26 protein-coding genes and 1 riboswitch are annotated in these 25,510 nt (G+C 34.7%); of the genes, 20 read left to right on the top strand and 6 right to left on the bottom strand.

Annotated elements, in window-relative coordinates; translation table 11 throughout:
• The first annotated feature begins 23 nt into the window (after positions 1-23).
• From buk to gndA, 9 genes are all read left to right on the top strand, one after another.
• Positions 24-1,082, top strand: coding sequence for a butyrate kinase (gene buk / locus HMPREF3031_RS04635; protein ID WP_002481013.1), 1,059 nt, complete (start codon positions 24-26; stop codon positions 1,080-1,082).
• A 10-nt stretch (positions 1,083-1,092) separates the two neighbouring features.
• The gene (gene lpdA / locus HMPREF3031_RS04630) at positions 1,093-2,517 is read left to right on the top strand and encodes a dihydrolipoyl dehydrogenase (protein WP_002481012.1); all 1,425 of its coding nucleotides are present in this window, start codon (positions 1,093-1,095) and stop codon (positions 2,515-2,517) included.
• A 19-nt stretch (positions 2,518-2,536) separates the two neighbouring features.
• Positions 2,537-3,529 (top strand): thiamine pyrophosphate-dependent dehydrogenase E1 component subunit alpha, encoded by a 993-nt coding sequence (locus tag HMPREF3031_RS04625; protein ID WP_002481011.1) that lies wholly within the window; start codon positions 2,537-2,539, stop codon positions 3,527-3,529.
• Positions 3,529-4,512 carry an alpha-ketoacid dehydrogenase subunit beta gene (locus tag HMPREF3031_RS04620; RefSeq protein ID WP_002481010.1) on the top strand — a complete coding sequence of 328 codons (984 nt, stop codon included), beginning with the start codon at positions 3,529-3,531 and terminating at the stop codon, positions 4,510-4,512. Before HMPREF3031_RS04625 ends, HMPREF3031_RS04620 begins: the two co-directional genes overlap by 1 nt.
• A 19-nt stretch (positions 4,513-4,531) precedes the next feature.
• Entirely contained in the window at positions 4,532-5,836 is a 1,305-nt protein-coding gene (locus HMPREF3031_RS04615; RefSeq protein ID WP_070724638.1) for a dihydrolipoamide acetyltransferase family protein, read from the top strand.
• 96 nt (positions 5,837-5,932) lie between these two features.
• On the top strand, positions 5,933-6,370 hold the full coding sequence (brxB, locus tag HMPREF3031_RS04610) for a bacilliredoxin BrxB (protein ID WP_002481008.1): 438 nt from the start codon (positions 5,933-5,935) through the stop codon (positions 6,368-6,370).
• A gap of 12 nt (positions 6,371-6,382) precedes the next feature.
• Positions 6,383-7,360, top strand: a complete 978-nt coding sequence (locus HMPREF3031_RS04605) for an aromatic acid exporter family protein (protein WP_002481007.1) — start codon at positions 6,383-6,385, stop codon at positions 7,358-7,360.
• A gap of 335 nt (positions 7,361-7,695) precedes the next feature.
• Positions 7,696-8,820 carry a M20/M25/M40 family metallo-hydrolase gene (locus tag HMPREF3031_RS04600; RefSeq protein WP_057510486.1) on the top strand — a complete coding sequence of 375 codons (1,125 nt, stop codon included), beginning with the start codon at positions 7,696-7,698 and terminating at the stop codon, positions 8,818-8,820.
• An 80-nt stretch (positions 8,821-8,900) separates the two neighbouring features.
• Complete coding sequence (gene gndA, locus HMPREF3031_RS04595) at positions 8,901-10,310, top strand: NADP-dependent phosphogluconate dehydrogenase (RefSeq protein ID WP_002481005.1); 1,410 nt, start codon at positions 8,901-8,903, stop codon at positions 10,308-10,310.
• A gap of 65 nt (positions 10,311-10,375) precedes the next feature.
• Here gndA and HMPREF3031_RS04590 read toward each other — a convergent pair whose 3' ends face one another.
• Positions 10,376-11,230 carry an effector binding domain-containing protein gene (locus HMPREF3031_RS04590; RefSeq protein WP_002481004.1) on the bottom strand — a complete coding sequence of 285 codons (855 nt, stop codon included), beginning with the start codon at positions 11,228-11,230 and terminating at the stop codon, positions 10,376-10,378.
• Between the two features lie 135 nt (positions 11,231-11,365).
• Complete coding sequence (gene zwf / locus HMPREF3031_RS04585; RefSeq protein ID WP_002481003.1) at positions 11,366-12,850, bottom strand: glucose-6-phosphate dehydrogenase; 1,485 nt, start codon at positions 12,848-12,850, stop codon at positions 11,366-11,368.
• Positions 12,851-12,987: 137 nt separating this feature from the next.
• Here zwf and rnz point away from each other — a divergent pair, with 137 nt between their 5' ends.
• A complete protein-coding gene (rnz, locus tag HMPREF3031_RS04580) occupies positions 12,988-13,908 on the top strand; it encodes a ribonuclease Z (protein WP_002481002.1) in 921 nt (306 codons plus the stop codon).
• A 54-nt stretch (positions 13,909-13,962) separates the two neighbouring features.
• Here rnz and proC read toward each other — a convergent pair whose 3' ends face one another.
• Positions 13,963-14,772, bottom strand: a complete 810-nt coding sequence (gene proC / locus HMPREF3031_RS04575) for a pyrroline-5-carboxylate reductase (RefSeq protein ID WP_002481001.1) — start codon at positions 14,770-14,772, stop codon at positions 13,963-13,965.
• Between the two features lie 133 nt (positions 14,773-14,905).
• Between proC and HMPREF3031_RS04570 the strand changes: the two genes are divergently transcribed.
• On the top strand, positions 14,906-15,667 hold the full coding sequence (locus HMPREF3031_RS04570; protein ID WP_002481000.1) for an SDR family NAD(P)-dependent oxidoreductase: 762 nt from the start codon (positions 14,906-14,908) through the stop codon (positions 15,665-15,667).
• A 109-nt stretch (positions 15,668-15,776) separates the two neighbouring features.
• On the opposite strand, the gene HMPREF3031_RS04565 is transcribed toward HMPREF3031_RS04570, so the two are convergent.
• Positions 15,777-16,685, bottom strand: coding sequence for an aldo/keto reductase (locus HMPREF3031_RS04565; protein ID WP_002480999.1), 909 nt, complete (start codon positions 16,683-16,685; stop codon positions 15,777-15,779).
• 85 nt (positions 16,686-16,770) lie between these two features.
• Here HMPREF3031_RS04565 and HMPREF3031_RS04560 point away from each other — a divergent pair, with 85 nt between their 5' ends.
• The 3 genes from HMPREF3031_RS04560 (at position 16,771) to xerD (ending at position 18,793) form a co-directional block, all read left to right on the top strand.
• On the top strand, positions 16,771-17,313 hold the full coding sequence (locus tag HMPREF3031_RS04560; RefSeq protein WP_002480998.1) for an NUDIX hydrolase: 543 nt from the start codon (positions 16,771-16,773) through the stop codon (positions 17,311-17,313).
• A 105-nt stretch (positions 17,314-17,418) separates the two neighbouring features.
• Complete coding sequence (locus tag HMPREF3031_RS04555) at positions 17,419-17,871, top strand: ferric iron uptake transcriptional regulator (protein ID WP_002480997.1); 453 nt, start codon at positions 17,419-17,421, stop codon at positions 17,869-17,871.
• Between the two features lie 22 nt (positions 17,872-17,893).
• Positions 17,894-18,793 (top strand): site-specific tyrosine recombinase XerD, encoded by a 900-nt coding sequence (gene xerD / locus HMPREF3031_RS04550; protein WP_002480996.1) that lies wholly within the window; start codon positions 17,894-17,896, stop codon positions 18,791-18,793.
• Positions 18,794-18,816: 23 nt separating this feature from the next.
• On the opposite strand, the gene HMPREF3031_RS04545 is transcribed toward xerD, so the two are convergent.
• Positions 18,817-19,329 (bottom strand): DUF309 domain-containing protein, encoded by a 513-nt coding sequence (locus HMPREF3031_RS04545; protein WP_002480995.1) that lies wholly within the window; start codon positions 19,327-19,329, stop codon positions 18,817-18,819.
• Between the two features lie 102 nt (positions 19,330-19,431).
• Between HMPREF3031_RS04545 and HMPREF3031_RS04540 the strand changes: the two genes are divergently transcribed.
• From HMPREF3031_RS04540 to HMPREF3031_RS04515, 6 genes are all read left to right on the top strand, one after another.
• Positions 19,432-20,163, top strand: a complete 732-nt coding sequence (locus HMPREF3031_RS04540) for a segregation and condensation protein A (RefSeq protein WP_002480994.1) — start codon at positions 19,432-19,434, stop codon at positions 20,161-20,163.
• Positions 20,153-20,701, top strand: a complete 549-nt coding sequence (gene scpB / locus HMPREF3031_RS04535) for an SMC-Scp complex subunit ScpB (protein ID WP_002480993.1) — start codon at positions 20,153-20,155, stop codon at positions 20,699-20,701. The genes HMPREF3031_RS04540 and scpB overlap by 11 nt, the downstream gene beginning before the upstream one ends.
• A complete protein-coding gene (locus HMPREF3031_RS04530; protein WP_002480992.1) occupies positions 20,694-21,428 on the top strand; it encodes a pseudouridine synthase in 735 nt (244 codons plus the stop codon). The genes scpB and HMPREF3031_RS04530 overlap by 8 nt, the downstream gene beginning before the upstream one ends.
• 319 nt (positions 21,429-21,747) lie before the next feature.
• Positions 21,748-22,470: a response regulator gene (locus HMPREF3031_RS04525; RefSeq protein WP_002480991.1), complete on the top strand. Its 723-nt coding sequence runs from the start codon at positions 21,748-21,750 to the stop codon at positions 22,468-22,470.
• Entirely contained in the window at positions 22,454-24,211 is a 1,758-nt protein-coding gene (locus tag HMPREF3031_RS04520) for an ATP-binding protein (RefSeq protein ID WP_002480990.1), read from the top strand. The genes HMPREF3031_RS04525 and HMPREF3031_RS04520 overlap by 17 nt, the downstream gene beginning before the upstream one ends.
• Before the next feature lie 113 nt (positions 24,212-24,324).
• Positions 24,325-24,460, top strand: a riboswitch (FMN riboswitch).
• Between the two features lie 59 nt (positions 24,461-24,519).
• Positions 24,520-25,068, top strand: a complete 549-nt coding sequence (locus HMPREF3031_RS04515; protein ID WP_002480989.1) for an ECF transporter S component — start codon at positions 24,520-24,522, stop codon at positions 25,066-25,068.
• A 116-nt stretch (positions 25,069-25,184) separates the two neighbouring features.
• On the opposite strand, the gene HMPREF3031_RS04510 is transcribed toward HMPREF3031_RS04515, so the two are convergent.
• Positions 25,185-25,433, bottom strand: coding sequence for a ferredoxin (locus HMPREF3031_RS04510; RefSeq protein WP_002480988.1), 249 nt, complete (start codon positions 25,431-25,433; stop codon positions 25,185-25,187).
• Positions 25,434-25,510: the final 77 nt, after the last annotated feature.

The following is a 25,510-nucleotide window of genomic DNA, read 5'->3' as shown; positions in this document are numbered from 1 at the left end:
GCAATATAAAGCAGGTGAAATATATGACCAATATTTTAGTCATAAATTTAGGTAGTACCTCTTCAAAAATAGGCTTTTATCAAGATGAAAATTGTGTTTCAATGGAAACGATTCATCATGATTTGAACATCTCACAAAAGCCTTTACTTGATCAAGAATCATATCGAATTGATTCCATAAAATCATTTATAAAAGAAAAGACTCCAGGGATGCAAAGTATCGATGCGATAACTTGTAGAGGCGGTCTACTTAAACCCATAGCTGGCGGTACATATACAGTGAATTCTAAAATGTATGAAGACTTAAGATCTTTCAAATATGGTGTACATGCTTCCAATTTAAGTGGGATTATAGGGTATAAATTAGGAGAAATACTAAATATACCTGTATTTATTGTTGATCCTGTAGTTGTTGATGAATTAATTGATATCGCAAGGATAACAGGTATAAAGGATATTAAGCGTAGAAGTGTTTTTCATGCTTTAAATCAAAAGGCAGTTGCACGTCAATATGCAAAGTCCATTCAAAAGCCTTATAACAAAGTCAATGTTATTGTGGTTCATATGGGTGGAGGTATTACAGTAGGTGCGCATTTACAAGGTAAAGTTGTGGATGTGAATGAAGGCTTATACGGCGAAGGTCCAATGAGTCCGGAACGTGCTGGCACAATTCCGAATGATATGCTTTATCAATTTGGAGTTGAGCGTGGGTATTCACCTGAAGCACTTCAACACTTTATTAGCAAGAAAGCAGGACTCGTTAATTTATGTTCTACTAATAACATGAAACAGTTAGTGAATGAATATAGCGTAAATAAAACAACTCATTTAATTTTAGATGCAATGATTTATCAAATTGCGAAGACAATTGGCGAAAGGGCTGTTATTTTTAAAGGCGATATCGATCAAATTCTTTTAACAGGCGGAATTGCACACAGTCAACTCATCACGGATAAAATTCAAGAATATGTAGAATGGATTGCTCCTGTTAGTGTATATCCAGGCGAGTTAGAGATGGAAGCTCTTGCAAATCAAGTTTATGAAGCAGTTAATTTACGCGAAGAAGTAAAAATATATAGTTAGGAGATCAATCATGGCAGAAGAACAATATGATTTAGTTATTCTAGGTGGTGGCACTGCAGGTTATGTCGCAGGCATCCGCGCATCTCAATTGGGCAAAAAAGTCGCGATTGTTGAAAATCAATTACTCGGCGGTACATGTCTGCATAAAGGATGTATTCCGACTAAAGCCTTGTTAAAGTCAGCTGAAGTATTACATACAGTTAAACATGCTGCGGCATATGGTATTGAAACAGAACAATTTAATTTGAATTATAATAAAGTATATGAACGAAAAAATGATATTGTTGAACAAATGCATACTGGCGTTAAGCACTTAATGCAGCACAACCATATCGATATCTACAACGGCACTGGACGTATCCTGGGTTCATCAATTTTTTCACCTCAACCAGGTACAATATCTGTTGAATACGAAGATGGTACATCTGAACTTATTCCGAATGATTATGTGCTGATCGCGACAGGTTCTAGACCAGCGGAATTACCTTTCTTATCATTTGATCACCAAGTTGTACTTTCAAGCAATGACATTTTAAAAATGACAGAGCTTCCTCAGTCCATTGCTATTATTGGCGGCGGTGTTATTGGTATGGAATTTGCTTCATTATTAAATGATTTTGGTGTTGATGTAACAGTTATAGAAGCAGGTGAACGCATTTTACCTAGTGAAAATAAATCAGTTACACAAACATTAAAAAAACACCTGAATGATAGAGGTGTGCAGATTCGTGAAAATGTTCAATTATCTGAAGACCAAATTCAAATTAGTGATGATTCAGCTGAAATCAAACTAGAAAATGAAACACTGCAAGTAGATAAAATTTTATTAGCAGTAGGTCGCAAACCAAATACAGAGGATATCGGCTTAAACAATACAAAAATTAATTTAGACGAAAAAGGTTTTATTGAAGTTAATAACAAACAACAAACCCAAGAACAACATATTTATGCAGCTGGAGACTGCATCGGTAAATTACAACTTGCACACGCTGGTTCTAAAGAAGGGACAACTGCAGTAGAAGCAATGTTTGAAGACTCAGTAATTCCAGTTGATTATAATGCAATTCCAAAATGTGTTTATACTTATCCTGAAATCGCATCAATCGGCATGGATGTAGAACAAGCTAAAGCCGCAGATTATAAAAAAGCACGTAGTTTTAAAGTTCCTTTTAAAGCTATTGGTAAAGCTGTGATTGAAGATGCTAATCAACAAGATGGTTTTTGTGAAGTAGTAGTAGACCAAGAAACAGATTCTGTATTAGGATTAAGTATGATAGGTCCACATGTAACAGAACTAATCAACGAAGTTGCTTTACTACAATTTATGAATGGATCTACGCTTGAATTAGGACTAACAACACATGCACATCCTTCACTTTCAGAAGTTCTAATGGAAGCTGGACTTAAAGCAGCAAAACGCTCTGTTCATGCGTAATATGAGGAGGAAATAGAAAATGATGGATTATAAATCTGCCGGTCTGACCGAAAATGATTTAAAAGAAATGTATAAATGGATGGATCTTGGCCGCAAATTAGATGAAAGAATGTGGCTCTTAAACCGTGCAGGCAAAATTCCTTTCGTAATTAGTTGCCAAGGTCAAGAAGCAGCACAAATCGGTATGGCGTTTGCGATGGAAAAAGGAGATGTTTCAGCACCTTATTATCGTGATTTAGCATTAATCACATATCTCGGTATTACACCTGCTGAAACAATGATGTCAGCTTTTGGTAAAAAAGGAGATATCAACTCTGGAGGTAAACAAATGCCTTCACATTACAGTAAAAAATCTGTCGATATTTTATCACAAAGTTCACCAGTAGGCACGCAAGTATTACAAGGTGTAGGTGCAGCTTTAGCATTAAAAATGGATCGCAAACCTAATATTGCTATGGCAACACTAGGTGAAGGAACATCTAACCAAGGTGATTTCCATGAGGGACTAAACTTTGCTGGGGTTCAAAAATTACCATTTATTTGTGTGATTGAAAACAATGAATATGCAATCTCAGTCCCATCACACTTACAATATGCTGCTGAAAAACTTTCTGATCGTGCGCTTGGATATGGTATCCACGGAGAAAGAGTAGATGGAAATGATCCAATTGCAATGTATAAAGCTATGCATGAAGCACGCGAAAGAGCATTAAGTGGCGAGGGTTCTACTTTATTAGAAGCAATGTGTACTAGAATGACTGCACATTCTTCTGATGATGATGACCAATATCGTAGTCCTGAAATCAGAGAAGGCTTAAAATCTCAAGATTGCAATATTAAATTTAAAGCACATCTGATGGATTTAGGCATTGCGGATCAAGCTTGGTTCGACGAAATTGAAAAAGAAAATAAATCAATCGTCAACAAAGCAACAAAAGAAGCAGAAGCTTCTCCTTATCCAGATCCAAGTGAAACATATACATTTGTTTACGAAGAAGGAGGGCTTGAATAATGGCTAAACTCACTTTTTTAGCAGCTATCAAACAAGCAATTTATCAGGCTATGGAAAAAGACCCTGATGTATTTGTATTAGGAGAAGACGTCGGTAAAAAAGGTGGCGTATTTGGTGTTACTCAAGGCTTACAAGAAAAATTCGGAATTGAACGTGTCATCGATACACCATTAGCCGAATCAAATATCGTTGGTACAGCTATCGGAGCATCTATGTTAGGTAAGCGCCCAATTGCTGAAATTCAATTTGCTGAATATATTTTACCAGCGACTAACCAAATTATGAGTGAAGCTGCAAAAATGCGTTACCGTTCAAATAATGATTGGAGTTCACCAATCACTATTCGTGCACCTTTTGGTGGAGGTATACATGGCGCTTTATATCATTCTCAAAGTATAGAAAGCGTTTTTGCATCTACACCTGGATTAACAATCGTTATTCCATCTACACCATATGATGCGAAAGGTCTGCTATTAGCTTCAGTTGAATCGAATGATCCTGTACTTTATTTCGAACATAAAAAAGCGTATCGGTTACTTAAAGAGGAAGTACCTGAAGAATATTATACAGTCCCACTAGGTAAAGCGGATGTAAAACGTGAAGGCAATGATATTACAGTCTTTACTTATGGTTTATGTGTTAATTACAGCTTACAAGCTGCAGATGTTTTAGCAGAAGAAGGTATAGATGTAGAAGTTGTCGACTTACGTACAGTTTATCCATTAGACAAAGAAACGATTATTGAACGTGCAAAACGTACAGGTAAGATTTTACTTGTAACTGAAGATAATTTGGAAGGCAGCATTATGTCAGAAGTATCAGCAATCATCGCTGAAAATTGCTTGTTTGATTTAGATGCTCCAATCATGCGTCTTGCTGGTCCAGACGTGCCATCTATGCCATTCTCGCCACCATTAGAGGATGAATTCATGATGAATCCAGATAAAATCAAAGCAAAAATGTTAGAACTTGCGCGTTTCTAAATTATAGGAGGCTTATCAAATGGAAATCAAAATGCCGAAACTCGGAGAAAGTGTACATGAAGGTACAATTGAACAATGGTTAGTAGAAGTCGGCGATACTATTGAAGAATACGAGCCTATTTGTGAGGTTATTACAGATAAAGTAACAGCGGAAGTACCGTCTACTGAAGCTGGTACAATTACCAAAATCCTAGTTGAAGCTGGGGAAACTATTAGTGTCGGGACACCAATTTGTGAAATTGAAGCTGAAGGTTCATCAGATGAGAGTTCAGAATCTGATTCAAAACCAGAATCAACAGCAACTACAGAAAAATCCGAAAATGAAAATACATCAACAGAATCCCAATCTGAATCTAAACAAAATTTTAAGAGCGCTACCTCTGATAAACCACTAAATAATGGTAGATATTCACCTGTTGTATTTAAACTAGCTTCTGAACATCAAATTGATTTATCACAAGTTAAAGGGACAGGATTTGAAGGTCGTGTGACAAAAAAAGATATTGAATATGTAATTGCTCACCCAGAAGCTGTCTCAACTCAAGCTGGGTCAACACCAATTCAAAATAAACCTGCTGAAAAAGAAAATATCCAACCTTCTGCATCTACAGAACAATCAACTGTTCCAGCTGATTCTGTTCCTGTGAATGGTGTGCGTAAAGCGATTGCTAAACATATGGTTCAAAGTGTTTCAGAAATTCCTCATGCATGGATGATGGTAGAAGCTGATGCAACAAACTTAGTGAAAACTAGAAATCATCATAAAAAGCAATTTAAGGCAAAAGAAGGTTATAATTTAACATTCTTCGCATTCTTTGTTAAAGCAGTTGCAGAAGCATTAAAAGAGTTTCCAATGTTAAACAGTAGTTGGCAAGGCTCTGAAATTAAAGTTCATAAGGATATCAATATCTCAATTGCAGTAGCTGTAGAGGATAAATTATATACACCAGTCATCCACAATGCAGATGAAAAATCAATTAAGGGAATTGCACGCGAAATTAATGAATTAGCTCAAAAAGCACGTCAAAATAAATTAACACAAGCTGATTTACAGGGTGGAACTTTTACTGTAAATAATACTGGAACATTCGGTTCTGTCTCTTCGATGGGCATTATTAACCACCCACAAGCTGCGATTTTACAAGTAGAATCCATTGTAAAAAAACCAGTTGTGATTGATGATATGATTGCAATTCGTAATATGGTGAACTTATGTATTTCGATTGATCATCGTATTTTAGATGGCTTACAAGCTGGTCGTTTCATGAACACAATCAAAAATAGAGTAGAACAATTTACAATCGAACATACGCATATTTATTAAACTGTTCTTAATGTTAAAGTTAATCCTGTTGAAGATTACTAAATTAATTAGTAGAATAAAATAGAACGTTATTAAGAACTGAAAGGTGATTTCGATATGGATTTAAATTTCGATTTATATATGAACGATGTTGTAGAACAAGCACGTAACGAGATAGAAAAAGCAGGTTATGAACAACTTACAACGCCTGAAGAAGTAGATGCTGTATTAAAACAAGACGGTACTACACTTGTTATGGTTAACTCAGTTTGCGGTTGTGCTGGAGGTATTGCACGTCCAGCTGCTGAACATTCATTACATTATGATAAACTACCTGATCGCTTAGTTTCAGTCTTTGCAGGACAAGATAAAGAAGCGACACAACAAGCGAGAGATTATTTTGAAGGTTATGCTCCTTCAAGTCCATCATTTGCGTTAGTTAAAGATGGTAAAATTGCTGAAATGATTGAACGTCATCAAATAGAAGGCCATGACATTATGGATGTTATTACACAGCTTCAAAATTTATTCGAAAAATATTGTGAAGAACGATAAGAGGTAAAGCAGATGATGCGTTTTAATCCCTATAAAATAGGATTTAGAACGATAAAGACTGCTGTAGGAATGGCACTTGGAATAATTATTGCCAAATTAATTGGTTTAGATAATTTTTCTTCAAGTGCCATTTTAGTTGTTTTATGTATTAAACATACAAAAGTACATTCCCTACAAGCAATTGTTTCTCGTTTTGTATCCTGTATTCTTATATTGATATTAGGATCTATCGTTTTTAGTTTGCTTGGTCAAAATGCAATTGTATTAGGTTTAATCGTATTATTCTTTATACCTTTAACAGTAGTATTAGGGGTACAAGAAGGTATTATTACAAGTTGCGTTATATTGCTACATGTTTTTAATGCTAAAGTTATTGATTTACATTTATTTATCAATGAAGTTTTACTGTTAATCGTTGGCTTAGGTATCGCTTTTATTATGAACTTAATTATGCCAAGTCTAGATAAACAATTAAAAGAATATAAACATAAAATAGAGAAACAGTTTACTGAGACTTTCAATACATTCAGTAAATCATGTTTTGATTTAGATTATCCAGTAGATGTGCCACTCAAAAACATTGAACTCGAAATCCAAAAAGCGAAATCTTATGCGTTCAGAGACGTAAAAAATCACTTTGTTCGTAACGAAAACTCTTATTATCATTATTTTGATATGAGAGAAGAACAATTGGAAATAATAGAGCGTATTGAACACCTGCTGAAGAATATAAAATCAGAAGATAAAATGATGCATCGTTTAGGTAATTTGTTTGCTGAAATAGCTAAGAACGTTAATAGTAATGATTATACTGCGATGCGTCTGTATTCACTTTATGATTTACATATTGATCTTTATGATCAATCTCTGCCTCAGTCGAAAGAAGCCTTAATCAATCGTGCAAACGAAATACAAATTGTTAGTGAACTAGAACGTTATTTACAAATTAAATCTCATTTTGGATCGTTAAAATTATACGATGAAATATAAAAAAACGAGGGTGATCTTTTTTACAGATCACCCTCATTTTTTATTACTGCATCAATGGTGCTAAACTTGATAATATCAGTGCAACGATTACTGCTACCAACATAACGATGATAACAACTTTTGAGACTTTGCCTTTAAACACGTTATTCTCCTCCAGATAAACTTTCTTCTTAATTATAAATATAGTACTTTATTTTAAATCAATATGGTTATGTTTTCAACTTGACGCTTACAAATTATTATATCATGATTTTAACCTATTTTTTTAGAACATATATGTTTTACAAAGCAGATAAATCGTATACACTAAACATAGTATAGGAAGGGGTTAGAACATGATTAACGAACAACGTTTACTAGAAACATTTTTAGAATTGGTACAAATCGACTCAGAAACAGGTCATGAAGAAATCATTCAACCAATTCTTAAAGAAAAATTTGAAAGTTTAGGTTTAACAGTAAAAGAAGATAATGCAGGTGAACAGCCCGACTTAGGTGCAAACAACTTAATCTGTACACTTGCGGCAACAGAAAATCACAATAAAACCCAAAAAATTTATTTTACAAGTCATATGGATACAGTTGCACCTGGTATTGGCGTTAAACCTATCGTCAAAGATGATGGATATATCTATTCAGATGGTACAACTGTACTAGGCGCAGATGACAAAGCAGGGATTGCTGCTTTACTTGAATTAATTCAAGTATTAAAAGAAAATCAAATCCCACATGGCCAAATTCAATTTGTTATCACAGTAGGTGAAGAGTCTGGTTTACTAGGTGCTAAGGCGCTTAATCCTGAATTATTAGATGCACAATTTGGATACGCAGTAGATGCTAGTGCACCAATTGGAACAACTGTATTGGGTGCACCTACACAGATGAAACTTAGTGCAGTAATTCATGGTAAAAAGGCACATGCCAGCACACCGGATAAAGGTGTAAGTGCTATTAATATTGCAGCGAAAGCAGTCAGTAAAATGAAGTTAGGTAAAATCGATGATGAAACAACTGCCAATATCGGTAGTTTTACTGGCGGTTCAGCAACGAATATAGTCGCTGACGAAGTCACATTACATGCAGAAGCCAGATCACATGACAATAACAAAATCGAAGCCCAAATCAACCATATGAAACAAGTATTTGAAGAAACTGCTGAAGCTTATGGTTGCAGTGCTGATGTATTTACAAGTAAAAGTTATCAAGGTTTTAAAGTGGCTGAAGATGCTAAAGTGACACAATATGCAGTAAAAAGTGCACAAAGTTTAGGATTAAGTGGAAATACAGTGGTTGCCGGAGGCGGCTCTGATGGAAATATTATCAACGCATTAGGTATTCCAACTGTGATTATTGGTATCGGATATCAAAATATCCATACAACTGAAGAAAGAATGGAAATTCAATCTTTAAATTTATTAGCTGAACAACTACTTAAAATTGTAGAATTAACTAGCGATTGATTTTAAGCTTGAATAAGTGAGCAGGAACGCTAATTGTGATACAATAAAATAGAAAATTTTATCAAAGAGAGGTAAGTAATATGACGCAACAAATTGGTGTAGTCGGTTTAGCCGTAATGGGTAAAAACCTAGCTTGGAATATTGAATCTCGTGGCTATACAGTCTCAGTTTATAACCGCTCAAAAGAAAAAACTGACACAATGGTCGAAGAATCAAAAGGCAAAAATATTCACCCAACTTATTCTTTAGAAGAATTTGTGAATTCACTTGAACGTCCACGTAAAATTCTTTTAATGGTTAAAGCAGGTCCGGCAACGGATGCGACAATCGAAGGTTTATTACCATTATTAGATGATGGTGATATTTTAATCGATGGTGGTAATACAAACTATCAAGATACGATTCGTCGTAACAAAGCATTAGCAGAAAGCGGCATTAACTTTATTGGTACAGGTGTATCAGGAGGAGAAGTAGGCGCATTGACTGGTCCTTCAATCATGCCTGGTGGTCAAAAAGAAGCATATGACAAAGTTGCTGATATCTTAGAAGCAATTTCTGCTAAAGCTGACGATGGTGCGCCTTGTGTAACATACATTGGTCCAGACGGTGCAGGACATTACGTTAAAATGGTACACAATGGTATCGAATATGCTGACATGCAATTAATCGCTGAAAGTTATGCATTAATGAAAGATGCATTGCATATGTCACATACTGAAATCGCAAATACATTCAAAGAATGGAATGCAGGCGAACTTGAAAGTTACTTAATTGAAATTACTGGTGAAATCTTCAACAAACTTGATGAAGACGGTTCCCCATTAGTTGAAAAAGTAATGGATAAAGCAGGTCAAAAAGGTACTGGTAAATGGACTTCTATTAATGCATTAGAACTAGGTGTACCATTAACAATTATTACTGAATCTGTATTCGCACGCTTTATCTCATCAATGAAAGATGAGCGCGTCGCTGCTTCTAAAGAATTAACTGGCCCATCACCAAAATTTGAAGGTAATAAAGATGAGTTCTTAGAAAAAATCCGTAAGGCGCTTTATATGAGTAAAATCTGTTCATATGCACAAGGTTTTGCGCAAATGCGTAAAGCAAGTGAAGAAAACGAATGGAACTTACAACTTGGCGATTTAGCTATGATTTGGAGAGCAGGTTGTATTATTCGTGCACAATTCTTACAAAAAATTAAAGAGGCATATGATAATAATCCAGAATTACAAAACTTATTATTAGATCCTTATTTCAAAGATATCGTAACAAATTATCAATCAGCATTACGTGATGTTGTTGCTGAAAGTGTTGCAAATGGTGTTCCTACACCTGGATTTGCTGCGAGCATTAATTACTTTGACAGTTATCGTTCAGAAAACTTACCAGCAAACTTAATTCAAGCACAACGTGACTACTTCGGTGCGCACACTTATCAACGTAAAGACCAAGAAGGTACATTCCATACACATTGGGCTGAAGAAAAATAATTTTATAAATCTATAAAAAGCACACTATCAGATTATCATTTCTGATAGTGTGCTTTTCACTTTAATTATTCATCTAAATCAACAGGCAACCATAATTGAATTTTAGTAAAAGGATTGTCGAAGGAAATATCAAATGGATAAACTTCTACATACAAAGCTTCAGTTTCATAAGGCATCGTCAGCTGCAATCTTGTTTCAATATAGTGCCATGCTTCATTGACCGCAAAATCAATCTCACCTTGTAAATTAAACTTAGCATATTGTCTAGAGGGTAAAAATCGACTTTCTAAATGAGCGGGGTACCGTTCGCTTGGTACACCTATAAACAATTCAACACCATTTTCCAGTGGGCATTTTACAACAAATAGTTCATGAGGACTTACATCGTTATAACGTTCAAGTTCTTTAATTTTACCATCTACTAATAAATCCTCTAAAAAATCAGCAACAAGAAATGGATTGCTTAAGTCCTCTGTATTCACAAATTTAGCATAACCGACTAATGCGTGATCCTCAGGTTTTTCTAATCTATACGTATAAGGTGGACGATCCGTTGTTGCTATTCTTAAATATAATCTTTCTTGCATTTTCAACTCATCTTGCTTCAGCTTTGCTTGAATAGGGGAAATGCCATGATAATCACTAAATGCATTAGCAAAATCATTTGTATCTTCATAATGATACTTTTTAGCGATATCTACTAAACGAAAAGCCCCTACAATCACATCTTCAGCTGCTTTCGTTAATTTTCTAGCTTCTGCATACTCACTAGGAGATAAGCCGACAACCATTTTAAAAGACTGATCTAGATGCATGGGAGAAAGGCCAACGTAATCGCTTAAATCTTGCAAATGAAAAGGCTCATAAACACGGTCCTCAATATAAACAATGGCCTGTTGTATTTGCTTGATAACGTCCAAACTGCTCACTCCTAAAATAACTATTGTCCTATATTATACCGTATTCTTCTATGACTTTCCTACAAAAAGACGTTAAAAAGACAAGACAGTATCAATGTTGTGACACTGTCTTGTCTTCATAAATTTAAACTGATATTAATGTATATCGTCCCACCAGTGGAATCCATCACGACTTAATAACAATTCACTTGTTAATGGACCGTTAGTACCTGATTTATAGTTAGGGAAGTCAGGTTCAACTTGATCCCATTCTTCTTGAATTGCATCAACATATTTCCAAGTTGATTTTAATTCTTCCCAGTGTGTAAAGTTTGTTGCATCACCTTTTAAGCAGTCGAACAATAAGTTCTCATAGGCGTCAACGGTATTCATTTTATCTTGTGCACTCATTGAGTATGATAGTTGAACTGGTTCAGTTTCAATACCTTGTACGTTTTTCTTCGCATTTAAATGAATAGAAACACCTTCATTAGGTTGGATGTTAATAACCAATAAGTTGGAATCTAAATGCTTATCTTTTTCGTAATATAAATTCATAGGTACTTCTTTAAATTCAACCACGACTTGAATAGATTTACGTTTCATTCGTTTACCAGTACGGATGTAGAATGGTACACCAGCCCAACGGAAGTTATCAATCATGACTTTACCTGAAACAAAAGTAGGTGTGATTGAGTCTTCGCTGACACGATCTTCTTCACGATAGCTTTTAACATACTTGCCATCAATTTCACCAGCATCATATTGACCACGTACAAAGTTTGTACGAACCGCTTCAGAATCCAATGGTTGCAACGACTTCAACACTTTTACTTTCTCCGCACGGATATCTGCACTATTTAAACTGATCGGCGGTTCCATCGCTAACAACGCCACCATTTGAAGCATATGGTTTTGGAACATATCTTTCAATGCACCGCTAGATTCATAATACCCTCCACGGTCTTCAACACCTAAAATCTCAGATGAAGTCACTTGAATATTTGAAATGTATTTATTGTTCCATAAAGGTTCAAACATCGCATTCGCAAATCGTAACACTTCGATGTTTTGTACCATATCCTTACCAAGATAATGGTCAATACGGTAAATTTCATTTTCTTTAAATGATTTTCTAATTTGTTTGTTTAATTTTTCAGCTGAAGCCAAATCACTGCCGAATGGTTTTTCAATTACAAGGCGTTTGAATCCTCTTGTCTTAGTTAAACCAGATGATTTTAAGTAATCCGTAACTAAACCAAAGAAATTAGGGGCCATAGCTAAGTAGAATAGACGATTTCCTTGTAAGCCGAATTCTGAATCGAGTTGATTACTAAACTGCAATAAATCATCATAGCTTTGTTCTTCGCTGACATCATGTTTGAAGTAAAATACATGTTCCATAAATTGATCAAGGTGTTTTGTATCTTTTACATGAGCTTGAATAGATGACTTAACTTGGTTGCGAAAATGCTCATTCGAATAGTCACGACGGCCAATACCAATGATTGCAACATGTTCATCTAAATTATCTTGTTGGTATAAATGGAATAGTGAAGGGAACAGCTTTCGATGACTTAAATCACCAGTTGCTCCAAAAATTGTAATCAAACATGGTATATGCTTTCTTTTATTACTCAAGATTCAAAACCTCAATTCTATATTAGATATGCTATTATTATAAACTATGAAGAATTAATGTAACACATTTATGCTTAAATTTCTTCGTGTTTGTCATTTTAGATATGGTACACTAACGTGTAGAGAGGAGCGTTATAATGGAAATTACATTTTTAGGTACTGGAGCGGCGTTGCCAACCAAAGAACGCAATACACAAGCAATAGCGCTCAACTTAGAACCCTATTCAAATTCAATATGGCTATTCGATGTAGGAGAAGGAACGCAACATCAAATCTTGCATCATTCGATTAAACTCGGAAAAGTAGACCATATTTTCATCACCCATATGCATGGTGATCATATATTCGGCTTACCCGGCTTATTAACAAGCCGTTCTTTCCAAGGCGGGGAAGATAAACCCTTAACAATCATTGGGCCAAGAGGTATTAAAAGCTATGTTGAAATGACATTACAAGCCTCATTATCTAAATTAAATTATCCAATTACATTTATAGAAATTGATGAACAATTACATTACCATCACGAAGGTTTTACAATCAGTGCATATGCTTTGAATCATGGTGTACCATCATTCGGCTATCGTATTGAAGCACCAACCACACCTGGTAAAATAGATGTCGCTGCATTAAAAGCTATCGGTATGGAACCAGGACCAAAATACCAAGAAGTCAAAGAACAAAATACTTTTGTATTCAACAATCAAACTTATGACTCATCACAATTTAAAGGTTCAGATAAAATAGGTCCTAAAATCGCAATATTCGGCGATACCATGCCTTGTAAAAATGAATATTTACTTGCTGAAGATGTTGACGTGATTGTTCATGAAGCTACATATATTGATGGTGATAGAACATTAGCGGATAGTCATCATCATAGCCATATTTCAGATGTATTAAAACTATTAGAAGATTCTCATGCGAAACAAGCATTGTTGAATCATATTAGTAACCGTTATAACCTGAGTGATATCGATGTGTTGTATGCTGAATTACAAGAGCATTATCCACATTTAAAATTTAAATTCGTAAGAGACTTTGATGCGTTTGAAATATAAAAATGCTGAGGCAGATAATTTAACTGTCTCAGCATTTCTTTTATCAATTTTAACTTATTCGTCGTTCGATAACTCTTTACTTCTTTTTACTGCCGCATTGAAGCAATCTTCGAAAATACTTTCAATATCGTGTTGAGCTAAAGCATCTAAGCCTGCTTGCGTCGTTCCACCTTTAGAAGTCACGTTTTGTCTTAATTGTTCCATACTTAAATCAGAACGCTCAATCATTTTTCCAGTTCCGATTATCAAGTTACGTATAGATTCTTCAACTTCTTCTTTATCTAAACCAAGTCTGACACCCGCTTCTACATATTGTTCAAACACATGATACAAGAAAGCAGGGCCGCTGCCAGTAATCGCAGTGACTTGATGCAACGCATCTTCTTGAACTTCAATTTCTGAACCAAACGCATGGACAATATCAATAACTTGTTTTCTATCTTCTTGCTTATAGTTTTCTGAGAAACTGATACCTGTGACTGAATGACCGACTTGTGCGTTCGTATTAGGCATAATACGTGCAATTGGGTTATCATGGTCAAGTTGTTTTCTGATATACTGTATCGAGATACCAGCCATGATGGAAATAAATCTATTTTTATCTGTAATATATGGACGGATTCTATCAGCTAATGCTTCAAAATCATAGGGTTTCGTTCCTAAAAAGACAAAGTCAGCATCTGCTAATAATGCGGCGTCATCATAACTATAATTAACGCCTAATTCGTCAGCATAGCCTTTTAAGACCGCTTCATTAGAACGGTTTGTAATATAAATATCATTAGGATCGATTACTTCAGATGCAATTATTCCTGCAAAAATAGCATGAGCCATGTTGCCTGAACCATAGAATACAATTTTCATATTTTGAATAGCACTCCCTATATTTTGATAATTGATACACTTATCATAGCAATATCAATCATTTTGCACAACAATGTTAATTTAAGGCTATAATTTCAACGGATATACAACTCATACAGAGCGGAGGATTATAATGCAACAGATAATAGGAAAGCATTTTATCGTAACTGGAGGCACGAGTGGACTTGGCTATGCACTTACGCAACAACTTTTAGCTAAAGGTGCTCATGTGACTTTACTAGTAAGAAACATAGAAAAATTTAATGAAACACATTTTCCAGTCAATCAACACTTATTAGATTCAAAGTATTGTGATTTAAATGATGCAACAGATATTCATCAACTCACATTTTCAAAACCAATCGATGGATTTATACATAGTGCAGGGTTGGGATATTTTAAACCTATACTGCAACATAGTGAACAGGAAATGATAGAAACGTATACCATTAATGTCCTTCATTTCAACTTATTATTATCTCAACTTGCACCTTATTTTACACAACATCCTTTTATAGTCGGTGTCAGTAGTTTAGCAGCTTTTTCTACCCAAACAGCAAGTGGTCACTACGCAGCAAGTAAAGCAGGATTTAATCAAGTATTAAACACATTAAGATTGGAACAGCCAGATTATCAAGTGACAGTAGTAAATGCAGGACCGATACGTACACCATTTCATGCTAAAGCAGATCCTACACTAAATTATGCTGCACAAGTTGATAAGTTTATGTTAGATCCAAATGTACTAGCGAGAGATATCATTTCTGCGATGTTAAAAGGAAAGGCTGAAGTTAATCGCCCTAAATGGTTGCACAAACTTTTGAAAATCTATCAATTATCACCAAGAACACTTGAAAGGTTGGCACCGCAATTATTTAATAATAAAAACTCATAATAAAAAGACTTGTCATATCCGTCCAAAATCGTTCTCAGTAACAACGTGACGTTATTTTGAGGAGATGACAAGTCTTATTCATTTATATTCCTATTTATGATTTAGTGGTTTAGTTGAGATGATTTGTATAATGTAAATCTTTCACGCGTTCTTTTGCGGCATGTAAACGTGTTAAATCCACATGTGTTTGATAATTCTTCACGTTTTCTTCTAGTTGTTCAACACTACTAGCACCTGCCACAATTGAACCTAAAACGTCTTGTGTTAATAAGTAATTGAAAGTGAGTGCTGATAAATTATTTTCAATTTCTTTAAGCGATGCGACTGTACTGCCAAGTTCTTGATAACTATAATCAAAAATACCATCCGCAAATTTTTGGTCTAACGCTGTATTGCTTTCAGCTGTCAGTAATCCTTTAAATAATGGTCCACGCGCGAGCATTTTAACACCTTTTTGATGTGCTTGTTGAATTAAATCTTCAGGACGATTATCAATCAAATTATACTGTGCCATCCAAGTGTCAATTTGACTGTGCTCTAAATAATATTTAATAACATTAGGGCGAATAGAAGAGATACCATAGGCACGAATTAATCCTTCTTGTTTTAATTCGTCAAAAGCACTGATTGTTTCATCAAGCGGATCTTCAATTGTTCCGCCATGTAATTGATATAAATCTATTTGATCGACACCTAAGTTTTTTAATGATTGTTTGACACTTTCTTTGATGTGTTTCTTAGAAGGATCCCAAAATGTCGTACCATCTGGTTGAAGGTGGTTACCGACTTTGGTTCCGATAACGATATCTTCTGAGTTTTGATACGGTTTCAAAATTTCTCCTACTAACTTTTCATTGATGCCTTTGTCATACATGTCTGCTGTATCAAAATATGTTATTCCTAATTCAATGGCACGTTCGATAATGGCTTGTGCATGTTTCTTTTCTGTACCAAGACTCATACACCCTAAACCTAATTCAGAAATCTCTAAACCGCTATTCAAAACATTCTTTTGCATGTTGTGACTCCTTTCGATACACTTTAATTGTCTAACACTGCTAGTTTATCAGTATTTCAATATAGTTAAAAGGAACGTGATTCAAATGGATTTAACAGAGAAAACATTAAATAAACAAACTATCTACAAAGGTAAAATTATTGAAGTAGATGTAGATGAAGTACAATTACCAAATGGCAAGACTTCAAAACGTGAAATTGTTAATCACACAGGTGCAGTTGCAGTATGTGCATTAACTAAAGAAAACAAAGTAGTTTTCGTTAAACAATATCGTAAACCGATTGAACAAGTATTGTTAGAAATCCCAGCAGGCAAGTTAGAAAAAGGGGAAGAACCAAAATCAGCAGCTTTACGAGAATTAGAGGAAGAAACAGGTTATAAAGCGAATAGTTTAGAATTGATTGCTGATATTTATACCTCTCCTGGATTCGCAAATGAGAAAATCGCTATTTATTTCACTGACGATTTAGTAAAAGGCGTGGTCCATCTAGACCCAGATGAATTTGTTGAACAAGTAGAGTTGAGTCTCGATGAAATCAATGATTTAGTACAAAATCATAAAATTGAAGATGCCAAAACTTTAATCGCGTTACAACACGTATTATCACATTATAATCATTCTAAATAACAAATGAGAATGTGTTGCAATTTGCCTCAAATACTGGTAATTTATAAATGAGTCATTAAGTTACATTACAATGATAATAATTATTAGTAGAGGAGTGAGGCTTCCGTGGAAGAACGTTTAAAACGCGTGAAGCAACAGTTACAAAAATCATCCTACAAATTAACTCCACAACGTGAAGCAACGTTAAGAGTGCTTATTGAAAACGAAGAAGATCATCTCAGTGCAGAAGATGTCTATTTAAAAGTAAAAGACAAAGCACCAGAAATTGGTTTAGCAACTGTCTATCGTACTTTAGAACTGCTTGCTGAACTTAAAATCGTCGATAAAATCAACTTTGGCGATGGCGTTTCACGTTTCGACTTGAAAAAAGAAGGCGAAAAGCACTTCCATCACCATCTTGTATGTATGGAATGTGGTAAAGTTGAAGAAATTGTCGAAGACTTATTGCCAAAAGTCGAAGAAAGAGTAGAATCTGAATTTCATTTCAAAATTTTAGACCACCGTTTGACATTTCATGGTATTTGTCGTGAGTGCCAACAAAAGAAAAAAGAGAGTTAGTTTAGGTTAGAAGGTGAACGGATTGGAAACGAATTTTCAAAATATTATTGAGGAATATTTAAAGTTCATCCAAATTGAAAAAGGTTTAAGTGTTAACACCATTGGGGCCTATCGTCGTGATTTAAATAAATATAAAGCCTATTTAGAATTAAAAAAGGTTAAACATATAGATTTTATTGATAGAGAAACGATTCAACAATGTTTAGGATATTTACACGATGAGGGTCATTCCGCAAAATCAATCGCACGCTTTATCTCCACTGTTCGAAGCTTCCATCAATTTGCGCTCAGAGAACGCTATGCCGCAAAAGACCCGACAGTTTTAATTGAAACTCCGAAATATGAACGCAGATTACCAGATGTGTTAGATGTCGATGATGTTTTAGCGTTGTTAGAAACACCGAATTTAGGAAAAAACAACGGCTATCGTGACAGAACTATTCTAGAGCTTCTTTATGCAACGGGTATGCGTGTAACAGAGTTGATTCATGTCAGAGTCGAGGATGTCAATCTGATTATGGGCTTTGTCCGCGTATTCGGTAAAGGAAGCAAAGAGCGGATTATCCCTTTAGGTGAAACGGTGATTGATTATTTGAAAAAGTATATCGAAACTGTTCGTCCGCAATTATTAAAGCGTACAGTTACGGACGTACTCTTTTTAAATATGCACGGCAAACCTTTATCACGACAAGGAATATGGAAACTCATTAAACAATATGGTGTCCAAGCCAATATATCTAAAAAGCTGACACCCCATTCATTACGTCATTCATTTGCGACACATTTACTAGAAAATGGGGCAGATTTAAGAGCAGTTCAAGAGATGTTAGGACATTCTGATATTTCAACTACACAACTTTATACGCATGTTTCGAAATCTCAAATCAGAAAAATGTACAACGAATTCCATCCACGTGCATGAGCCATGATCATTTGGTTCATGCACTATTTTTTATGTTTCAATTGGTTTTGTTTTAATGCTTCTAATCTTGCTTGTTCAACTTCATGACGATCTCTTAACAAGTGATGGTCGCAGATATAAGGAAGTGTATTAATTTGATGCATGATTGCATAATCAGGATAAATGCGTTTGATTTGTTTTTTCATTGTTGATAGTAAAGGTAATTCTACTGGTTTAAATAGTAGCTCCTGATTAGTACTTTCAATTAACTCACGTAATAACATTAGATAACTTCTGCTTTCTAATCCTAATTGATCTAATTTAGCATAATTCGCATGAGCAACTCGATAAGCACGATTAAATAATGTATGTGCACCTTTATAATTTGCGCGTCTATAGTGATAGCATCCGGTCGCACACAAAATTAAACTCACTACAGCGTCTTGTTTCGTGAAATGAGATTGAGCTTTCCATGCGTCTTCTAAAATATCATGGCACAAAAAATAATGTTGTTTAGTGTGGAACTGATAGTAAAACTCGATTAATGCTTGTTTCATCTGTTAAGCGCTCCTTGTTTCTCGTTTAATTCTTATAATGATTGATGTATAATATTGTACTGAATGACAAATGCGACTTGCAATTAAAGGAGATACAAATGGATGTACGAAGTTAAACTAGATGCTTTTAATGGGCCGCTCGATTTATTATTACACTTGATACATAAATATGAAATTGATATTTATGATATTCCCATGAAAGCTTTAACCGAACAATATATGAATTATATTCATGCGATGAAACAATTAGAAATTAATATTGCAAGTGAATACCTAGTTGTAGCATCAGAGCTGCTTATGATTAAAAGCAAAATGTTATTGCCGCAACAACCAGATCTAGAAGATGAAGACTTAGACGATCCTCGTGAAGATCTAGTAGGAAGATTAATAGAATATCAAAACTACAAAGAATATACTGAATTTCTAAATGAAATGAAAGTTCAAAGAGAACAGTACTATAGTAAACATCCAACTGACTTAAGTCATTTAGAAACTGCAGAATTATGGGATGAAAACCATACGATTGACCTGACTGAATTAATTATGGCGTATCAACGTATCAAGACTAGAGCTTTATTTGACACGCCGAGACAAGTTACTATCCAAAAAGAAACATTTACGATTGAACAAGCGTCAACACAAGTGTCTGAACGTTTGGCAAAAGCAACGTCATTTAATTTCTTCAGTTTGTTCACTTTTAAAGAGACAACAGAGCATGTCGTTACACATTTTCTAGCAATTTTAGAATTGTCTAAATCAGGCATTATTCAAATTACACAAGATAAAGAATTCGCAGACATTAATATAACTCGAGGTGTAAATTATGGCGCTTAAGCAAATCGGAATATTAGAAGGTTTATTATATACAGCAGGGGATGAGGGGTTAGAAATAACTCAGCTGCAAGACATATTAGATGTCTCTGAGGAAGAATTGCTTGCATTAGTAGCTGACTATGAATCACCCGGACTCATGATTCATCAATATGGAAACACATTAGTTCTGACAACTAAACAAGCATTAGCCGATTATATCGAACAACTTGTGAAGCAACAATCTAATATGAAACTGTCTCAAGCAGCCATGGAAGTCCTTTCAATCATTGCTTACAACCAACCTGTCACAAGAAGTGATATTGAAGTCATACGAGGAATTAATTCTGATGGTGCTGCCAAAACATTGATTGCTAGAGGGTTAATCGAAGCTAAAGATGAAGACAATTCAAGAAGCCAACAATTATATACTACGCCGTTATTCTTAAATGTATTCGGCATGAAAAATATAGATGAATTACCAACGACCGAAGAAGAGGAAGAAGAAATAGAATCATTCTTCAACAATTTAATTAACCAAAAAGGAGATAATAATGAGTAAAGAATTAGAGAGATTACAAAAGCGTATCGCAAATAGCGGTTATACGTCTAGAAGAAAAGCAGAAACATTAATTACAGAAGGTAAAGTTAAAGTGAACGGGGAAATTGTAACTGAATTAGGTACTAAAGTAAAACCTTCAGATAATGTTGAAGTTGAAGGCGTTAAATTAGAACAAGAAGACAAACTTTATATTTTATTCTACAAACCAGCACAAGTTATCACAAGTGTATCTGATGATCGAGGCAGAACAGTCGTAACTGATTATTTCGAGGACTTAGAAACACGTATTTATCCAGTTGGCCGTTTAGACTACGATACATCTGGATTGCTTATCTTAACTAATGATGGCGAGTTTACAAACTTAATGACACATCCTCGTTATAAAATTAAAAAGAAATATGTAGCTAAATTAAAAGGTTATTTGATGCGCGATGAAGTGAAACAACTTGAAAAAGGAATTCAATTAGAAGACGGAAAAACACATCCAGCAGAAGTTAAAATTAAAAATCAAGATAAAGAAAAAAATACAACACTTGTTGAAATTACAATTTCAGAAGGTAGAAATCGACAAGTACGTCGTATGTTCGAACATTTCGGTCATGAAGTAACAAAATTGACGCGTATTGAAATGGGTGGTCTGACATTAAAAGGCTTGAACGCTGGAGAAGGACGTGTCTTAACGCCACATGAAGTGAAAAAACTTCGCAATTTAGCCGCAAATGGTTAAAACTTGTAGCAACAGCATAAAAGTTTGTGAAATTATGCACAAATTATGTTAATCTATTTTTATTCACAAGGTTACAATTAACTTGTTGATATATGCTTATGTTATAATATGCTTTGTAGTGAAAAATCGTCTTTTTTTACAACCTTTATATATAATAAAAATACGAAGACGATACTCAAATTATTAAATCCGAGAAAGTTATGACAGATATTTTATCAATACAGGAAATCATTCATGATGTTTATGATGTTTTAGGACTTGTCTGTCTTTCTTATTGGACAACTATTGTTGAATGCTCATATGGGAGGTACATAAAATTATGACAAAAATTCTTGTCGTTGATGATGAAGAAAGAATTCGCAGACTATTAAAATTATATTTAGAACGAGAATCTTTTGATATCGAAGAAGCTCGAGACGGCAAAGAAGCATTAGATTTAGCTTTAAATCATGACTATGCTTGTATCTTGTTAGACTTGATGCTTCCCGAAATCGATGGTATTGAAGTTGCAAACCGTTTGAGAGAGTACAAAGAAACTCCAATCATTATGTTAACTGCAAAAGGGGAAGAAACGAACCGTGTAGAAGGATTTGAATCAGGTGCAGATGATTATATCGTCAAACCATTCTCTCCAAGAGAAGTCGTACTTAGAGTAAAAGCTTTATTACGACGCACGCTAACAGCAACTTCAGATCAAAATGAACCACATGCTAGAGATTTAATAGAATTTAAGCATTTGGTTATTGATAATGATGCACACCGTGTACTTGCAGATGGTACACAAGTCAATTTAACACCTAAAGAATACGAATTATTAATTTTCTTAGCGAAAACACCTAACAAAGTATTCGACCGTGAACAATTATTAAAAGATGTTTGGCATTATGAGTTCTATGGAGACTTGCGTACTGTAGATACTCATGTTAAACGACTCAGAGAAAAATTAAACCGTGTCTCAAAAGATGCAGCTCAAATGATTCAAACTGTATGGGGCGTTGGTTATAAATTTGAGGTCGACAACAACGATGAAACGACTCAATAATGTCGTCATAAAACTGTGGTTAACTATTATTTTAATAGTAACGACAGTTTTAATTTTACTTAGTGCTGCATTAATCACATTCATCCAACAGTATTATACGCAAGATACTGAACATTCTTTAGTCAACGATGCACATCGTATCAGTAATCTGCTTGAGGAGTCAGATAATAAATCATTAGCTATCAAACATAGTAAAATGCTTATCGAAGGCCCAAGCGGTTTGATTATAATGAAAAATAAAAAGGATGAATATTATAACTCACATTCAAAATTCAAAGAACAAATGATGGATGTGATTCAAAAAGATAAAGACTTTGCGCAAGTATTCGACAATAAACAAAAAGCATCTGAACATATTAAAATGACTGTTGATGGTCAAAAACATACGTATGTTTTAGTAGGATATCCAACAAAAGTTGATAACACACATCCTAATGGTGCAGTCTTTATTTACCAAGACCTAAAAAGCATCGATGATACAAATAATGTTATTACCATTATCATACTTGTTACAGCGGTTATTTTCTTAATCGTGACCACTGTATTCGCTTTCTTCTTATCATCACGAATCACAAAACCGCTTCGCCAACTCAGAACCCAAGCAACCGGCGTTTCTAAAGGCAATTATTCTTTAGTGAACGATATTCATACAAAAGATGAAATAGGTGAACTCGCACACTCATTCAACCTGATGAGCAATGAAATCCAACGTCATATTGATGAAATCTCAGCCTCTAAAAATATTAGAGAAAGTTTAATCAATTCGATGGTAGAAGGTGTATTGGGTATTAATGAGAATAGGGAAATCATCCTATCTAACCAACTCGCTCAGCAAATGGAAAATGAGCTTGATGGAGAAAACAAAGCATTATTCGTTGAACAAATGAATAATACTTTCACAGATAAGGAAACACAGTTTGAAGAATATGAAGTCAATAACCGTTATTATGTGGTAATTATGAGTTATATTGATCAATTCCAACCAAACGGCAGCAGTGGTATTGTCGCAATCATTCGAGATATGACAAATGAACACAAACTGGATCAAATGAAAAAAGACTTTATTGCGACAGTTTCACATGAACTTAGAACACCAATTGCCTTATTGCAAGGTTATACGGAATCGATTGTAGACGGTGTAGTTTCAGAACCTGAAGAAATTAGAGATTCGCTTTCTATTGTCTTAGATGAGACACAGCGTTTGAATCGATTAGTCAATGAGTTGTTAAATGTTGCGAGAATGGATGCTGAAGGCTTATCTATTCACAAAGAAGTGCAACCTATCAGCCAATTGCTTGATCGCATGCAGTTGAAATATCGTCAACAAGCAAGTGAATTAGAAATTGATATAGATCTCGCGCCAGAGACACACAACCAATTATGGTTCTATGATTCGGATCGAATGGAACAAGTACTAACAAACCTAGTCGATAATGCGACAAGATATACTGGTCCTGGAGATTCCATTAAAATCACAACTGGCGAAGATGATAATTACGATATTTTATATATCTCAGATACTGGCAGTGGTATTGCACCTGAACATGTAGAATTAGTTTTCGATAGATTCTATAAAGTAGATGCTTCTAGAAAACGCGGCAAAGAGGGAACAGGACTTGGTCTATTCATCAGTCGTATGATTATTGAAGCACAAGAAGGTACAATTAATTTAACGAGTGAATTAGGTAAAGGCACGACGTTCATTATTAAATTACCAAAACCACATCATCATGAAGCATAATCATTTAACTTGGGCGTTTCGCCCAAGTTTTTTTAATTTTCCTAGTTAAGCAATCGGATTGAACTTTTAAGATAAATCGGCTACAATAAATAGGAAAATAAAATATTAACGAAATTCATCTTCGGGGTCGGGTGCAATTCCCAACCGGCAGTAATTTAAGCCTGCGACCTGTATTTATCGATTGATAGATATGGCTGATCTAGTGAGATTCTAGAGCCGACAGTATAGTCTGGATGGGAGAAGATGGAGGGTTTATTTGTTGTGCAATGAAATCCTCCTATTCACGTAGATGAATGGAAGGAGCCTTTATGAATCAACAAAACAACAAACGTTTCATCGTCATAAGTATGTTGAGTGCAATTGCTTTTATTTTGATGTTTATCAAATTTCCTTTACCATTTTTGCCTCCGTACTTAACTTTAGATTTTAGTGATGTACCTGCTTTATTAGCAACCTTTATTTTTGGACCTATAGCAGGCATCATCGTCGAATTGATTAAAAACTTATTGAATTTCTTATTTAACATGGGAGATCCAATTGGGCCTTTAGCAAACTTTGTAGCAGCAGTAAGTTTATTATTAACTGCGTACTATGTCAGCAAAGCCGTTAAAAGCCGCTTCAATATCATCATTGGCCTCATTGTAGGTACAATCGTCATGACATTGGTATTAAGCGTTTTAAACTACTTCGTATTATTACCGCTTTACGGTATGATTATGAACTTAAGCGATGTCATGAAAAACTTAAAAATCATAATAGTATCTGGTATTATACCGTTCAATATTATTAAAGGTATCGTAGTATCTATCGTTTTCTTATTGTTATATAAACGATTAAAGAAAGCACTGCGTTATTAATAACAAACTAACGAAACCCCCGGAAATATTTTTCCGGGGGATTTTTTAAGACATCATCTGTCTTGTTTTATCAATCTATGTTAAGCGAAGACAGCCAACTGGTCTCACGATTGATACTATTCGAATTTTAATGCATCACCATCAAACGGTTCGTCTGCAATTTTAATAGAATCTGTTGGGCAACCTTCGTCTGCATCTTCTAAGTCTTCGTATAATTCTTCTGGAACAGGCGCTGTCCCTTCATTATCATCTAAGATAACATATGCAATACCTTCATCATCATAATCATAAATGTCAGGTGCTGCAGCACCGCATGCGCCACAAGCAATGCATGTATCCATATCTACAATCGTATATTTAGCCAATTTACTTCGCCTCCTTCTCTAAAAATGCTACACTGATAACGTAATTTATATTTTAACACCAGTTTATCTTTTTTCAA

Source organism: Staphylococcus sp. HMSC072B07, from assembly GCF_001815505.1.
Lineage (GTDB): Bacteria > Bacillota > Bacilli > Staphylococcales > Staphylococcaceae > Staphylococcus > Staphylococcus simulans.
This window is presented reverse-complemented; position numbering and strand designations above follow the sequence as displayed.

Excerpts from the sequence above, each read along its gene's own strand:
- buk (WP_002481013.1), top strand. The coding sequence starts at position 24 with ATGACCAATATTTTAGTCATAAATTTAGGTAGTACCTCTTCAAAAATA.
- lpdA (WP_002481012.1), top strand. The coding sequence starts at position 1,093 with ATGGCAGAAGAACAATATGATTTAGTTATTCTAGGTGGTGGCACTGCA.
- HMPREF3031_RS04625 (WP_002481011.1), top strand. The coding sequence starts at position 2,537 with ATGATGGATTATAAATCTGCCGGTCTGACCGAAAATGATTTAAAAGAA.
- HMPREF3031_RS04620 (WP_002481010.1), top strand. The coding sequence starts at position 3,529 with ATGGCTAAACTCACTTTTTTAGCAGCTATCAAACAAGCAATTTATCAG.
- HMPREF3031_RS04615 (WP_070724638.1), top strand. The coding sequence starts at position 4,532 with ATGGAAATCAAAATGCCGAAACTCGGAGAAAGTGTACATGAAGGTACA.
- brxB (WP_002481008.1), top strand. The coding sequence starts at position 5,933 with ATGGATTTAAATTTCGATTTATATATGAACGATGTTGTAGAACAAGCA.
- HMPREF3031_RS04605 (WP_002481007.1), top strand. The coding sequence starts at position 6,383 with ATGATGCGTTTTAATCCCTATAAAATAGGATTTAGAACGATAAAGACT.
- HMPREF3031_RS04600 (WP_057510486.1), top strand. The coding sequence starts at position 7,696 with ATGATTAACGAACAACGTTTACTAGAAACATTTTTAGAATTGGTACAA.
- gndA (WP_002481005.1), top strand. The coding sequence starts at position 8,901 with ATGACGCAACAAATTGGTGTAGTCGGTTTAGCCGTAATGGGTAAAAAC.
- rnz (WP_002481002.1), top strand. The coding sequence starts at position 12,988 with ATGGAAATTACATTTTTAGGTACTGGAGCGGCGTTGCCAACCAAAGAA.
- proC (WP_002481001.1), bottom strand. The coding sequence starts at position 14,772 with ATGAAAATTGTATTCTATGGTTCAGGCAACATGGCTCATGCTATTTTT.
- HMPREF3031_RS04570 (WP_002481000.1), top strand. The coding sequence starts at position 14,906 with ATGCAACAGATAATAGGAAAGCATTTTATCGTAACTGGAGGCACGAGT.
- HMPREF3031_RS04565 (WP_002480999.1), bottom strand. The coding sequence starts at position 16,685 with ATGCAAAAGAATGTTTTGAATAGCGGTTTAGAGATTTCTGAATTAGGT.
- HMPREF3031_RS04560 (WP_002480998.1), top strand. The coding sequence starts at position 16,771 with ATGGATTTAACAGAGAAAACATTAAATAAACAAACTATCTACAAAGGT.
- HMPREF3031_RS04545 (WP_002480995.1), bottom strand. The coding sequence starts at position 19,329 with ATGAAACAAGCATTAATCGAGTTTTACTATCAGTTCCACACTAAACAA.
- HMPREF3031_RS04540 (WP_002480994.1), top strand. The coding sequence starts at position 19,432 with ATGTACGAAGTTAAACTAGATGCTTTTAATGGGCCGCTCGATTTATTA.
- scpB (WP_002480993.1), top strand. The coding sequence starts at position 20,153 with ATGGCGCTTAAGCAAATCGGAATATTAGAAGGTTTATTATATACAGCA.
- HMPREF3031_RS04530 (WP_002480992.1), top strand. The coding sequence starts at position 20,694 with ATGAGTAAAGAATTAGAGAGATTACAAAAGCGTATCGCAAATAGCGGT.
- HMPREF3031_RS04525 (WP_002480991.1), top strand. The coding sequence starts at position 21,748 with ATGACAAAAATTCTTGTCGTTGATGATGAAGAAAGAATTCGCAGACTA.
- HMPREF3031_RS04520 (WP_002480990.1), top strand. The coding sequence starts at position 22,454 with ATGAAACGACTCAATAATGTCGTCATAAAACTGTGGTTAACTATTATT.
- HMPREF3031_RS04515 (WP_002480989.1), top strand. The coding sequence starts at position 24,520 with ATGAATCAACAAAACAACAAACGTTTCATCGTCATAAGTATGTTGAGT.